General features: G+C 33.5%; 13 protein-coding genes. 10 read left to right on the top strand and 3 right to left on the bottom strand.

The window, feature by feature from the left end; all coding sequences use genetic code 11:
* Nucleotides 1–17: 17 nt before the first annotated feature.
* From GFJ99_RS04340 to GFJ99_RS04295, 10 genes are all read left to right on the top strand, one after another.
* Complete coding sequence (locus GFJ99_RS04340) at nucleotides 18–248, top strand: acyl carrier protein (protein WP_153207694.1); 231 nt, start codon at nucleotides 18–20, stop codon at nucleotides 246–248.
* 10 nt (nucleotides 249–258) lie between these two features.
* A complete protein-coding gene (locus GFJ99_RS04335) occupies nucleotides 259–1,317 on the top strand; it encodes a 3-oxoacyl-ACP synthase III family protein (protein ID WP_153207693.1) in 1,059 nt (352 codons plus the stop codon).
* The gene (locus GFJ99_RS04330; RefSeq protein ID WP_153207692.1) at nucleotides 1,317–2,081 is read left to right on the top strand and encodes an SDR family NAD(P)-dependent oxidoreductase; all 765 of its coding nucleotides are present in this window, start codon (nucleotides 1,317–1,319) and stop codon (nucleotides 2,079–2,081) included. The genes GFJ99_RS04335 and GFJ99_RS04330 overlap by 1 nt, the downstream gene beginning before the upstream one ends.
* Nucleotides 2,059–2,745: an acetyltransferase gene (locus tag GFJ99_RS04325; protein ID WP_203228771.1), complete on the top strand. Its 687-nt coding sequence runs from the start codon at nucleotides 2,059–2,061 to the stop codon at nucleotides 2,743–2,745. Before GFJ99_RS04330 ends, GFJ99_RS04325 begins: the two co-directional genes overlap by 23 nt.
* On the top strand, nucleotides 2,746–3,369 hold the full coding sequence (locus tag GFJ99_RS04320; protein ID WP_153207690.1) for an MBL fold metallo-hydrolase: 624 nt from the start codon (nucleotides 2,746–2,748) through the stop codon (nucleotides 3,367–3,369).
* 183 nt (nucleotides 3,370–3,552) lie between these two features.
* The gene (locus tag GFJ99_RS04315) at nucleotides 3,553–4,302 is read left to right on the top strand and encodes a YdcF family protein (RefSeq protein WP_162523922.1); all 750 of its coding nucleotides are present in this window, start codon (nucleotides 3,553–3,555) and stop codon (nucleotides 4,300–4,302) included.
* Between the two features lie 372 nt (nucleotides 4,303–4,674).
* Entirely contained in the window at nucleotides 4,675–5,814 is a 1,140-nt protein-coding gene (locus tag GFJ99_RS04310; protein ID WP_153207688.1) for a DegT/DnrJ/EryC1/StrS aminotransferase family protein, read from the top strand.
* Between the two features lie 718 nt (nucleotides 5,815–6,532).
* Nucleotides 6,533–7,012: a sugar transferase gene (locus GFJ99_RS04305; RefSeq protein ID WP_153207687.1), complete on the top strand. Its 480-nt coding sequence runs from the start codon at nucleotides 6,533–6,535 to the stop codon at nucleotides 7,010–7,012.
* A gap of 647 nt (nucleotides 7,013–7,659) precedes the next feature.
* A complete protein-coding gene (locus GFJ99_RS04300; protein ID WP_153207686.1) occupies nucleotides 7,660–8,424 on the top strand; it encodes a polysaccharide biosynthesis/export family protein in 765 nt (254 codons plus the stop codon).
* A 10-nt stretch (nucleotides 8,425–8,434) separates the two neighbouring features.
* Entirely contained in the window at nucleotides 8,435–10,816 is a 2,382-nt protein-coding gene (locus tag GFJ99_RS04295; protein WP_153207685.1) for a polysaccharide biosynthesis tyrosine autokinase, read from the top strand.
* On the opposite strand, the gene GFJ99_RS04290 is transcribed toward GFJ99_RS04295, so the two are convergent.
* From GFJ99_RS04290 to GFJ99_RS04280, 3 genes are all read right to left on the bottom strand, one after another.
* Complete coding sequence (locus GFJ99_RS04290) at nucleotides 10,806–11,555, bottom strand: tyrosine-protein phosphatase (protein WP_153207684.1); 750 nt, start codon at nucleotides 11,553–11,555, stop codon at nucleotides 10,806–10,808. The genes GFJ99_RS04295 and GFJ99_RS04290 overlap by 11 nt on opposite strands.
* Before the next feature lie 136 nt (nucleotides 11,556–11,691).
* Nucleotides 11,692–11,934 (bottom strand): hypothetical protein, encoded by a 243-nt coding sequence (locus GFJ99_RS04285; protein WP_153207683.1) that lies wholly within the window; start codon nucleotides 11,932–11,934, stop codon nucleotides 11,692–11,694.
* A gap of 33 nt (nucleotides 11,935–11,967) precedes the next feature.
* Nucleotides 11,968–12,453, bottom strand: a complete 486-nt coding sequence (locus tag GFJ99_RS04280; protein ID WP_153207682.1) for a hypothetical protein — start codon at nucleotides 12,451–12,453, stop codon at nucleotides 11,968–11,970.
* Nucleotides 12,454–12,756: the final 303 nt, after the last annotated feature.

Raw genomic sequence — 12,756 nt, 5'->3', positions numbered from 1 at the left:
AATAAAATAAAATAAACATGGAAGCAAAATTTTTAGAAATGATTTCAGATGTGCTTGAAATTGAAGATAGAACCATTGAAATAACAGATGCATTTCGCGACTATGATGGATGGGATTCTTTAGCAAGATTGTCTTTGATTGCCGAAATTGATGATGTGTATAATATTGTTATTGAAGACGAAGTATTTAAAAATTTAATTACGTTAGCTGATTTATACAACGAAATCAACAAAAGAACGCAAGCTTAAATAATTTCCCATGGCAAATCTATCGTTTACTAATATTGGAATTACGGGTCTAGCTGCAGCAGTTCCTAAAAATACGATTGACAATTACAATTATACCCTGTATTTTGATAAAGAAGATGTAAAAGAGATCGTAGACAAAGTGGGTATCAAAGAGCGTCGGTTTGCACCGGAAGGCATGTGTGCTTCCGATTTGTGTTTTGCAGCAGCAGAACAATTAATTCAGGACATGGCTATTAATAAAGAAGAAATTGATTTATTAATTTTTGTATCGCAAACCCCTGATTATAAGATGCCAGCTACTTCAATTATTTTGCAACATCGTTTGGGATTAGGTAAACACACCGCTGCTTTTGATATTAGTTTAGGTTGTTCGGCATTCATTTATGGACTATCGGTTGTGTATGGGTTGATGCAATCTGGTGGCTTTAGAAAAGCGTTACTATTAGATGGAGAAACCCGTTCTAGAGTCTATTCGCCAAAAGACAGAAAAACCGCATTTCTTTTTGGAGATGGGGGTGTCGCTGCTTTGATAGAAAGAAACGATAAATTTGGAGAAAGCTTTTTCTCTTTGAATTCAGATGGGTCCTTATCCGATTTAATTAAAATGGACGCAGGAGGCTACAGAAATCCAAGCTCGGTGGAAACACTTACCGAAAAAGTAGTAGACGAATATGGCAACATCAGAACCGACGAACAGGGCTATATGAATGGTGCGGATGTGTTTAATTTTGTATTGAGTGAAATTCCAAAAAACTTTAAATCGGTTTTAGAAAAATCAGGCAATACCAATGAAACCATAGATTTTACTATCTTCCATCAAGCCAATGATTATATGAATGCCTATTTGGCCAAAAAATTAAAATTAGATTTAGAAAAAGTGCCTTCTTGTATTGCCCAGTTTGGGAATACTTCTTCGGTTTCTATCCCACTAACTATTGCGAGTCAATTGCAAAATAAATTAGCGGGTTCAAAAAAACTCATGTTGTGTGGTTTTGGAGTGGGGATGTCATGGGCAACGGCACAAATCAATGTTGAGGATTGTTGTATTAGTAATTTAGTAGAATTATAATGATTAAAAATCCTTTTTCGCTTTCGCATAAAACAATAGTTGTTACAGGAGCTTCCTCTGGAATAGGCCGTCAATGTGCTTTAACCTTAAATCAAATGGGAGCCTTTGTGATTTTAATAGGTCGCTCTGAAGAACGATTACAAGAAACCGCTTCTATGCTATCGAATGATAATTACGTTGTTTTAGCAACCGATATTACAGATTATACTTCAACTGCCGAGAAACTTGAAAAAGTTTTAGAAACCAAAAAACAAGTGGATGGTATAGTGCATGCTGCAGGGATTTCTACTACTTTGCCCCTTCGTAATATTACTCCAGAAAAGTTGCATCCTTTTTTTGAAACCAATGTGTATGCAGCTATTCATATTACAAAACTATTGACCAAATCAAAATATGTGAATCCTGAAGGAATGAGTATCGTATTTATTGCATCAGTCATGGGAGTTGTAGGTGAATTAGGAAAAACAACCTATAGTTTAACAAAAGGTGCTTTAGTGGCAGGTGCTAAATCTTTAGCTTTGGAATTGGCCAATAAAAATATTCGCGTCAATTGTGTTTTACCCGGCGTAGTAGAAACTCCTATGAGTGCCAATGCGGTTTACAGTCAAAATGAAGAAGCTTATACTAAAATAAAAAGTTATCATCCACTAGGATTAGGGAAGTCAGAAGATGTGGCCAACGCTTGTGTTTATTTATTAAGTCCAGCATCGCGTTGGGTTACAGGTACTAATTTAGTGGTTGATGGAGGTTATACCGCAAGATAATATGAATAAAATAATTATTATTGGTGCAGGAGGACATGCTGCAGAATTGATAGACTATTTGATCTACATGAATCATACATCGGTAACAACTAGCTCCCAAAATTGGGAAATTGTTGGATTAATAGATGATAGTGAAGCAAATTACCATCAATACCAATACCGTTTTCCTTATTTAGGAACCATACAAGCGCATCAAGTTAGAAATGATGTTGGTTATATAATGGGCATTGCGAATATGAAATATAGACGAACCATTATTGAGGAGTTGTTGCAAAAAAAAGCCCAATTTATATCCATTATTCATCCTACAGCTTTGGTTTCACCCTCGGCAAAAATTGGAGTAGGTTGTGTGATTTCTCATAACGTTTCAATTGGCCCTAAAGCGGTAATTGGGGATTTTAATTTGATCAATTCGCGTTGCACCATTGGTCATGATACTACCATTGAAGCTTATAATTTTCTTTCTCCACAAGTAGTTACCGGGGGGTTTGCTGTTTTAGGAGAGGAAAATTTTATTGGGACTAATGGGGTCGTTTTGCCAGGCATAACTTTGGGAAACAAAAATACGGTGGCTGCTGGTATGATAGTGGATAAAAATGTAACGGATAATACTACTGTTTTTCATCGTTTTAAAGAGAAAATGATGGTAATTAATGCACAGTAAGTGGCTATAAGAATTCAACAATTTATTTTAGAACCCTATCATTCCAATACGTACCTTATTTCTGTTGAACAAGAACAAGCGTGCTATTTGGTTGATTTAGGTAATGCAAAAGACGCTATTGCTTCTTTACAACAAGATCAATACTTAAAGGCAGTATTTTTAACTCACGCGCATTATGATCATATAGCCGATATTCATTATGTCCTAGAAAAGTTTCCCAATTGTAGTATTTACTGCTCTCCCTATACTCAAGAAGCTTTAGCGGATAGTAAGCTTAATTTGTCTTTTTATCACGGAACTCCTGTTGCCTATTCGGGTGATAATGTGGTTGTTCTCTATGAAAATGAGACCTTGGATTTGTTTCAAAACCAATTTTTAACGGTGATAGCTACTCCTGGTCATAACGAAGGTTGTTTGTCTTTTAAATTTCAACATTTTTGTTTTACCGGAGATGCATTGATACCACAAGTTAAAGTGGTTACAAAACTTAAAAGTGGGAATAAAGTTGCTGCAAAGCTCAGTATCGATAAGATTAGACAGCGTTTAGTGGATACCGATATAGTTTTAGCGGGGCATGGTGCGCCTTTTTCTAAAAAAGACCTTGATTGGGATTGTTTTTTGTGAAGTTGGTAGTATTGCTTTTGTGTTAAAACGATTCTCGATACATTTTTTGCTTCGTATAACTCCGTAAAAAAAAACACTCGAATTGACGTTTAGATGAAGAATCTCAGAGTGATTTTTATACCTATATTCAACAGTGTCGTATTAATATCTTAAATTTTAGTCATGTTTTCCAAACTATATGATATGATAACCCTTAGTAATATTTTATTGCTAGGGGTGTTTTTTTTATTGGGAGTCGCTTATCGTGTTGGTTTTAAAAAAATAAGAATTGCTTTGCTTCTTTGGGTAACTATTTTCTTGGTAGTTAGCACACAATTTGTTCCAGCAAAATTAGTTGCGGCATACGAGGCAAAAGTAATTGTTTGTAATCCAAAACTTTTAGATACTACCAAAACGTATTACTTACATGTATTAGGAGCTGGCTATAGTTTAGATCCCAGACTTCCAGCAACAGGACAATTAAGTACGGCAACTCTTACTCGATTGGTTGAAGCTATTCGTATTTCTAAGTCGCTCCCTCATTATAAAATTGTTACTTCCGCCTATTCTAGTTTAGGGTTAGAGACTCAAGCGTCTGTTGCCAGAAGGACCGCTATTGAATTGGGAATACCGAGTCAAAATATTGAAATGTTGACTACCCCTTCCAACACTTCTGAGGAGGTAGCTGCTTTTGTTAAGAAATTTGGTAATCATAAAAACGTAATCGTTGTTTCCGATGCCCTGCACCTTCCCAGAGCAGTAATGCTCTACCAAAAAGCTGGAATAAAAGCCATTTCTGCTCCTTCTAGCTTCAAAGTAAAACAAGGTCCGCACGAATACAATGGACTTGCTTTTCCTTCGCTGTCTTCATTAAATTTGATGAATGGATACTTGAGGGAGTGTCTTAAATATTGGAAAGATGGTAGGGGTGGGGAAGTGAAAAGTGAAAAGTGAGAAGTGAGAAGAGGGAAGAGGGAAGAGGGAAGAGGGAAGAGGGAAGAGGGAAGAGGGAAGAGGGAATTGAGAAGTGAAAAGTGGAAAGGGAGAAGGGAATAGGTTTGTTTTGTGTTGTGAGTTTTGTGTTGAGATGTAAGGAGTTTTTTGATGGTGTTTCTCGTGGTTTTCGAATTCAATCTATTGTAAAAACGTAAGTTCTAGTTTTAGGCTTATTTTGATTTTACTAAAATCAATAGTAATGTGTTTTCTTTGTAAAATAGCATTACTTATTTTAAATTAAAACTTCGCTAGTTGATTTGTTGAAAAACACTATGCAACCCTCTTGGAAATTCACTAAAAACACTATATTTGTGTATATAAATTAACGAAATGAATCCATCTAAAATATGGTTATCTTCTCCGCACATGGGGGGTAACGAGCAAAAGTATGTTCAGGAGGCTTTTGATGCGAATTGGGTAGCCCCTTTGGGACCTAATGTAACAGGTTTGGAAAATGATTTAGAAAATTATGTAGGCGCGAATAGATTTGTTGCTGCTTTAAGTTCTGGAACAGCTTCTTTGCATTTGGCTCTAATTTTGGCTGGTGTAAATGCGGGTGATGAGGTGATTTGTCAAACGATGACTTTCTCCGCCTCTGCTAATCCTATTTTATATTTAGGTGCCATTCCAGTTTTTATAGATAGTGAAAAAGAAACATGGAATTTGTGTCCTATTGCCTTAGAGCAGGCTATTTTAGATAGAATTTCTAAAGGAAAAAAACCAAAAGCTATTATTGGCGTGCATTTGTATGGTATGCCTTTTAATGTAGAGGCGATTGTTGCGATTTCAACAAAATATGAAATACCTCTTATTGAAGATAGTGCCGAAGCACTTGGAAGTACTTACAAAGGACAAAAGTGCGGTACGTTTGGTACGTTTGGTGTATTGTCTTTTAATGGGAATAAGATAATTACCACCTCAGGTGGTGGTGCTTTAGTTTGTGCTACTCAAGTTTATAAAGACAGAGCTGTGTTTTTTGCGACACAATCCAGAGATCAAGCGCCTCATTACCAACATTCAGAAATTGGATACAACTATCGAATGAGTAATATTTGTGCCGGAATAGGGCGTGGTCAAATGGAAGTTATTGATTTACGTGTAGCGCAACGAAGAGCAATGCATTCTTTTTATCAAGAACTTTTTAAAACGAATACTGCTGTTTCTGTTTTGAAAGAGCCTTCTAATGATTATTTTTCTAACCATTGGTTAAGTGCGATTGTTTTAGCTTCGTATGAACAAAGAGAGGCTTTGCGGCTTGCTTTTGAGGCTAGTAATATTGAGTCTAGACCTTTATGGAAGCCTATGCATTTACAGCCTATTTTTGAGAAATATCCTTATTATGGTACCAATGTAGCTGAAGGTTTGTTTGAAAATGGATTGTGTTTGCCTTCGGGTTCTAATTTAACGGATTCTGATAGAGAAAGAATTGCAGAGGTTGTTGGAGTTTTTTTTGGAAATGGATTTGTTTAACCACTAAGGGCAAAAGGAATGCACTAGGCGCTCAAGGGAGAGTGTTGCATTTTTTCTTGGTGTTGCACTTTTTTGTTGCACAGAGTTACTCGGAGTAATATAGAGATACACGGAGTTTTATTAAGGGGATGGTGTTGAGGTAGAGAGGATGAGGCGTTGCACTTTTTTGAATGTTTAACCACTAAGGATACAAGGAAGGCACTAGGCGCACAAAGGTTGCGTTGTACTTTTTCTTGGCGTTGCACTTTTTTTTGCACAGAGGTACACGGAGTAATATAGAGATGCATGGAGTTTTATGAAGGGGATGGTGTTGAGGTAGAGAGGCGTTGCACTTTTTTGAATGTTTAACTACTAAGGACACGGGGAAGGCACTAGGCGCACAAGGGTTGCGTTGCAATTTTTTTTGGCGTTGCACTTTTTTGTTGCACAGAGGTACACGGAGTAATATAGAGATGCACGGAGTTTTATCAAGGGGGATGGTGTTGAGGTAGAGGCGTTGCGCTTTTTTGTTACACGGAGATGCATGGAGATGCATGGAGTTGCGCAGAGATGCACAGAGATATATGGGTTGGTTTTGTTGAGAGAGAGGTGAAGAGGCGTTGCACTTTTTTTTGAATTTTTAACGTATATGAACTCAAGTAAGGCGCAAAGGGTACAAGGTTTGTATTGAAGAATTTATGTTTTAGAATAGGAAATTTTGAACTAGGAAAAACGGATAATGCTATTTAAACAAATAAGAATAGGTTACAAAGGGATTCCTTTTACCCTATATAAATTTAGAACCTTTACAAAAGACGGGTCTAAGCCTACTTTTTTTGGGACAATTTTGAGAAAAACGAAGTTGGATGAATTGCCGCAGCTTTATAACTTGTTAAAAGGTGATATGGTTTTGGTTGGTCCAAGGCCTGATGTTCCTGGGTATGCTGATCGGTTGGAAGGAGCTGATGCTATTATTTTGGAAGTAAAACCTGGAATTACAGGCTTAGCTTCATTGAAATATAGAAATGAAGAATTGTTATTAGAACGTCAAGTTGATTCGCAACGTTATAACGATGAAATTATTTGGCCTGATAAAGTGCGTATTAATAGGTGGTATTTGAGTCATCGTTCGGTTTTAATGGATGTTACAATTATTTTTTATACTTTGTTTCCTTTGCCTTTTGATGTGGATCGGTATATGGATAATTATAAAGTGTAAGCTTAAATTCAATTGCAATAACAAGTTCAATTTCAATAACAAAATCAATTTCAATAACAAGTTCAATTTCAATAACAAAATCAATTTCAATAACAAAATCAATTTCAATAACAAGTTCAATTTCAATTACAAAATCAATAACAAAATCAAAATCAATAACAATTTCAATAATAAATTCAATTGCAATAACAAATTAAGTCCTGAAACTCAAAAAAAAGTAGAACGCCATAACTTCTTCAATTAAAGCCTTTATTCATAAAATGAATTAATCAATTATAAAATAAATGCTTAGCAGTATGACAAACTCTGCGTTTAGTTTTGTGTGCATTAAGAATAGTGCAATGCTAGAACAATTCTAAAAATTAAACATATAAGTCATATAAGTTTTTTGAAGTGAGTTATAGAAAATAAAAAGTTCATAAAAGATTGTATGAACTATGAAAAGTGCAACATTCGAACCTTTGGTTCGAAACATCGGACTCTTTGTGACTTTCTCAATATAACGTATGTTAAAATGAAACCGTGCTTAATAAAAATCTAATTAGATGATTCCTAAAATATAGCACTCTTGCAATTCCTTTGCTTCTCCTTTAAAAATATTTTTGATTCTATTAAATTACGCTATATTTGTAAATAAAATAAAATTTATGAAAAGAGGAGTTGTACTTCAATTAATGGGAATTCTGGTGTTGCTTTCTTCATGTGTAGCTAAAAAAGACATACTTTATTTAAATGATTTAAAAGCCAATGAAAATACTAATTTTCAATGGTCGGATGTTGTTGTACAACCTAATGATATTTTAAGTGTAAAAATAACTGTTGAAGATATGGAATTGGCTATGCCATATAATTTAGCTTCAATGCAACAAAGTCCACAAGGAACTCAATTACTTTTACAGGGTTATTTGGTGTCCAATGAAGGGAAAATTAACATTCCTGTGTTGGGGGAGATTGAAGTAACAGGTTTGAATTATACCCAAGTTGAAGCCAAAATCCAAGAGGCCTTAAAATCGAAGCAATTGTTGAAAAATCCAATTGTTGTGTGTCGTATCGTAAATGCTAAAGTGACTATTTTAGGCGAAGTACGTATTCCAGGAACCTATACTTTTTATGAGAACAACCTCACTATTTTGCAAGCTTTAGGTTTGGCAGGTGATTTGAATATCAATGGGGTACGAAAAAGAATTAAAATTATACGATTGGAAAATAATCAACAACTAATAGGGGAAATTGATTTAACCAAGAAAAATTGGATGAGTTCTCCTTATTATTTTATAAAGCCGAATGATGTCATAATAGTTGCTCCTAATACGGCAAAAGTTAAATCAGCAGGAATTATTGGGAATGCAGGTACTTTATTAGGCACTATTTCAGTTCTTTTGTCCTCATTTATACTAATACAACGCCTTTAATCTCTCTTAAATGGATCCCATATCAGTTAACGAAAATAAGCAAGAACAGTTTGATTTAAAAAGTGAGATTTTTAAATATCTTCCCTTTTGGTATTTGTTTGTATTAGGTGTTATTGTTGCCTCAGTTGGTGTAAATATCTATTTAAGGTATCAAAATAATGTGTATCAGTCTAAAACCATTATTAAATTGCTAGATGATTCTAATTCCGATTTTAAAATGCCTACGGGTGGGGTGAATTTTTTTATGCGCAGTAAGATTAATATCGAGAATGAAAAGGAAATCATTAAATCGAATCGTTTGCTGGAAAAGGTTGTTCATGAATTACAGCTCTACAATCAGTATTTTTTGGAAGGAAATATTAGAATTGCTGAGGAATATGGGAAGAATATTCCAACCATACTTTGGTTAGGTGATGGTGAGAAAATAAATAAATTTAAAGGATCTTGGCAAATTACTTACAATAATTTAGGCTATTATTGGAACCAGGATAACAAAAAAAGAGAATATAATACCATTTATGACATAGATGGAATTGCGATGCAAGTTCTAAAGCCTATTGTTCTAAATAAAAAATCTAAAACCATCAAGGTTCATAAAGTTTCTTTAAATGACGCAGTATCTCGTTTAAAAAGCAAAATTGAAGTAAGTTTAGTAGGTGAAGAAAGTGAGTTGTTGGAGATCTCTACAAAAGGTCCGTTAATTGAAAAAAATAATGCCATTTTAAATACCTTGACAGATGTTTTTGATCGAGACGGACGAGAAGATCGACAACGTATCTTTAAGAAAACTATTGATTTTGTCAATACACGATTTGAATTTTTATTCAGAGAGTTGGATAGTATTGAGTTGAATAAGGCCAATTATAAAAGAAATGAAAAGCTTTCTTTTCTTGAAGGTGATGCTGGGACTTTATTGGCTACTAAAACAGCTTCACTTTCTGAGTATGAATTAGCAAAAACTCAATCGGTTTTGAGTGATATTATCATTGCTGCTTTAAAAGAAGTAAAGAATAATGAATTATTGCCTACTAATATAGGGTTAGAGGAAATGCGAGTAAATGAGTTGGTAAAACAATATAATGAGGTTGTTCTAGAAGCACAAAGAGTAATTACTAATGGGGGGGCTAACCATCCTAGTGTAGCAAAGTTTATTAACGTTCAAAATAATTTAAAAATTTCTATTCAGTTTTCTCTACAAGCGTATCAAAAAGTACTAGCCTCTAAGATTCAGAATATTGATAAAATTAATACTTTGCAAGAGAATCAATATGCTGCAATACCGTATCAAGAAAAGACCATTCGTGCTATAGAACGCCAGCAAAAAATTAAAGAAACCTTGTATTTGTTATTATTGCAAAAAAGAGAAGAAGCTAGTATCAATTTAGCGATTACTAATCCATCTATAAAAATTGTTGATGAGGCCATCGCTAATACTACTCCCTTATCTCCTAAACGAGGTGTTGCTTATTTATTAGGAATCTCGTTAGGATTGTTAATTCCCTTTGCTTTGATTTTTATTTATTATTTGTTTGATACTAAAATCCATCGAAAGGAAACTATTGAAGTTGGGCTTGATGGTATTCCTATTTTATCAGAAATTCCATTTATTGAAGATAGAGGTAAAATTATTCATAAAAATGATCGTTCTATTTTATCTGAGGCATTTCGAATTTTAGTTGCTAATTTAAATTTTGTTATTCCAATCAATAGCAAGAAAAGTCCAATGATTTTTGTGGCTTCTACAATTAAAGGAGAGGGAAAGACATTTGTGGCTTCAAATTTAGCTTTAACCCTCGCTTCACTTGGAAAAAAAGTTGTACTTGTGGGGACTGATTTGAGAAATCCCCAATTGCATAAGGCGTTACGAACGAAAAAAGGGCAACATGGTTTGGTTAATATTTTAATTAGTAATGAAGTTAAATTTACCGATTGTGTTACTCATGAAGTTATAAATGATATCGCCATCGATATTATCTATTCGGGTGATATACCGCCCAATCCTACTCAAATTTTATCGAATGGAAAACTAGAGGAAGTATTGGAAGAATTGAAGCGAGTTTATGATTATGTTATTGTAGATACGGCACCTACTTTGTTAGTGGCAGATACCACCATAATTACTAAGTATGCAGATGCTATTCTTTATTTAATCAAAGCCAACTATACTGATAAACAAATTTTACCTTACATCAATAATTTAAAAAAGCAAAATAAAATAGGTAATACCTCTATTGTTTTTAATAATATTGGACAAAATGAAGGATATGGTAAAGGATATGCCTATTCGTATCATTATAATTATGGATATGGATATGGATATGGCGCTAATGCAGTTCTAGCCACTCGATTTCAAAAATTCAAGCAATTGATACGAAAAATTATTAAAAAGTAATTGTATAAAATTGTTGATTTGCCTTTATTAGTTCTTCAATTTGTGTCTTGTTTTTAGGCTTAATGTGTAATGGTGTATCCTTAGTGTACTTTAAGTGATCTATTCTATGGGTGTCAGTGCCTAAAAAATTATACATTTCTAAATCGAGTAACTCATGGCTTAGTTTTTTTACTTCCGGTCCATAATAACCAAGAAGGGATAGACTGTTCATTTGGAAATATAAATCAAAAGTTTTTAAGCGTTCAAAAGCTGAAATGTTATTTTTCCAATATAAATAACGTTCAGGATGTGCTAAAATTAATTTAAATCCTTTTAATTTTAGTTGAAAAAGCGTTTCCATTACTCGCTCTGTTGGAGCAAATAACATTGAAAATTCTATTAACAAGAATTTTCCTGGCAAGGAAAGTAGGTTGTTTTCTTCTGCCCAATTTTCTAAATAACTTTCTGCAAGGTATTCGCTCGAAACGCCTTTTATAAATTTGTCATTATTGTTTTGGATGTAATTGGAATACGCTAATTTTATATCAGAAGTGGTGTTGTTCCATTGCCCAGGATAGGTGTGAGGAGTAGCAATAGCTTCTGTAATGCCTAATTCTTGCATCGCGTTGCAAAGTATTCTTGTTTCTTCTAACGATTTAGAACCGTCATCAATTCCCCACAAGAGATGGTTGTGAATATCAATAAAACCATTTTCCCACAAGTCTTTCCAGAAAACTTTCTTCTTAGAAATCCAAAACATACCTTAATTTATTAGTTAGCAATACGCTTCAAAATTACGATATTATTGTTGTAATAAAACATATCTGATGCTTAATTTGTTTAATAAATAGAGTTTATGCAGTTTATGATTAAAATTAATTACCTCAAAGAGTTCATTATTGAAAATTTTTAATTCCAATAATGGTGGCTGTATTCCATTTTTTATGAAGTAGTTTAGTTTTTCTTCTCTCTTTATTTGAAAATCCAATAAAGAGGTAAGCTATCCACAAATTTTTTGTTTGTAGTTTGTCTAATATGAATGTTATGTCTATTTTTTCATTTGTTTTTTCAATTATAATTTCATTACTGTATTTGTTTTCAAATTTATCTTCTTCATAGTTCCAATTGGCAATTGCCAATTGAAAATGTATTTGATTTGCTTCTGGTTCTGGCTATATAATGTCTTTTTCTATCTCAATAGTTGTACGTTCAATGTTGTTTTTTGTCCAATCGAAATTGATTTTTTTCTTAAGTATTTTTTGTAAGGGTCTCAATCTGTTGCCTTCAAAATTCACGAGTATTTCATCTAGTTCTGGAGTTTGGATTCCGATTTCAAGTTTTCTTTCTCCTCTTTTGTTTGTTGTATCTTCTTCTAAAATTTCGAAAAGTAATTGGTTTACTCTTCCTGCGAATGATACTTCTTTAGCTTTGTCATAGAATTGTTTTGCTAATAATCTAAAAATTCTTGATTTGATAACACAGCTTCCAAATTCTGTTCCGTGTTCTCTGATTGGGTTAAAAATGGGATTGTTAGCGAATTGTTCTTTTGAAATTCCAGAATTTCCTTTTTCTCTAACTAGATTTTGTTCTGAAGCTTTGTAAAAATTTAAGTTGTCAATTGTTCCTACAATCTCGAAAGGTGCGATTACTTTTGCCATGAAGAATAAATTTTTGTGTAAAATTAATTAGTTTTTTTATTCGTTTTACGTCGCTTAATGGGATTTAATAAATATTTTATACATTTTATTTTTAGTTTTTATGAAATAAGACGTTTTACTTTGTTTTTAAATGTTTAACCACTAAGGACACAAGGAAAGGTATAATTTTCACGAAGTTTTTACAATGAGTGTAGTTGAGATATTGCAATTTTCACTAAGATTTAAGGGGGTGTTTCTGTTTTTTAGAGGAGTTTGCCTTAAAATACATAATGGATGCAAAATGTTCACAAAGTTTTTTTGCAC

It is taken from the genome of Flavobacterium sp. LMO6 (genome assembly GCF_009495795.1).
Taxonomy (GTDB): Bacteria; Bacteroidota; Bacteroidia; order Flavobacteriales; family Flavobacteriaceae; genus Flavobacterium.
The sequence above is the reverse complement of the archived record's forward strand: the minus strand, read 5'-3'. Positions and strand labels throughout refer to the sequence as shown.

Coding starts and splice junctions, on each gene's coding strand:
- GFJ99_RS04300 (WP_153207686.1), top strand. CDS start 7,660: ATGAAAAGAGGAGTTGTACTTCAATTAATGGGAATTCTGGTGTTGCTT.
- GFJ99_RS04290 (WP_153207684.1), bottom strand. CDS start 11,555: ATGTTTTGGATTTCTAAGAAGAAAGTTTTCTGGAAAGACTTGTGGGAA.
- GFJ99_RS04315 (WP_162523922.1), top strand. CDS start 3,553: ATGATAACCCTTAGTAATATTTTATTGCTAGGGGTGTTTTTTTTATTG.
- GFJ99_RS04295 (WP_153207685.1), top strand. CDS start 8,435: ATGGATCCCATATCAGTTAACGAAAATAAGCAAGAACAGTTTGATTTA.
- GFJ99_RS04340 (WP_153207694.1), top strand. CDS start 18: ATGGAAGCAAAATTTTTAGAAATGATTTCAGATGTGCTTGAAATTGAA.
- GFJ99_RS04330 (WP_153207692.1), top strand. CDS start 1,317: ATGATTAAAAATCCTTTTTCGCTTTCGCATAAAACAATAGTTGTTACA.
- GFJ99_RS04325 (WP_203228771.1), top strand. CDS start 2,059: ATGGAGGTTATACCGCAAGATAATATGAATAAAATAATTATTATTGGT.
- GFJ99_RS04335 (WP_153207693.1), top strand. CDS start 259: ATGGCAAATCTATCGTTTACTAATATTGGAATTACGGGTCTAGCTGCA.
- GFJ99_RS04305 (WP_153207687.1), top strand. CDS start 6,533: ATGCTATTTAAACAAATAAGAATAGGTTACAAAGGGATTCCTTTTACC.
- GFJ99_RS04280 (WP_153207682.1), bottom strand. CDS start 12,453: ATGGCAAAAGTAATCGCACCTTTCGAGATTGTAGGAACAATTGACAAC.
- GFJ99_RS04310 (WP_153207688.1), top strand. CDS start 4,675: ATGAATCCATCTAAAATATGGTTATCTTCTCCGCACATGGGGGGTAAC.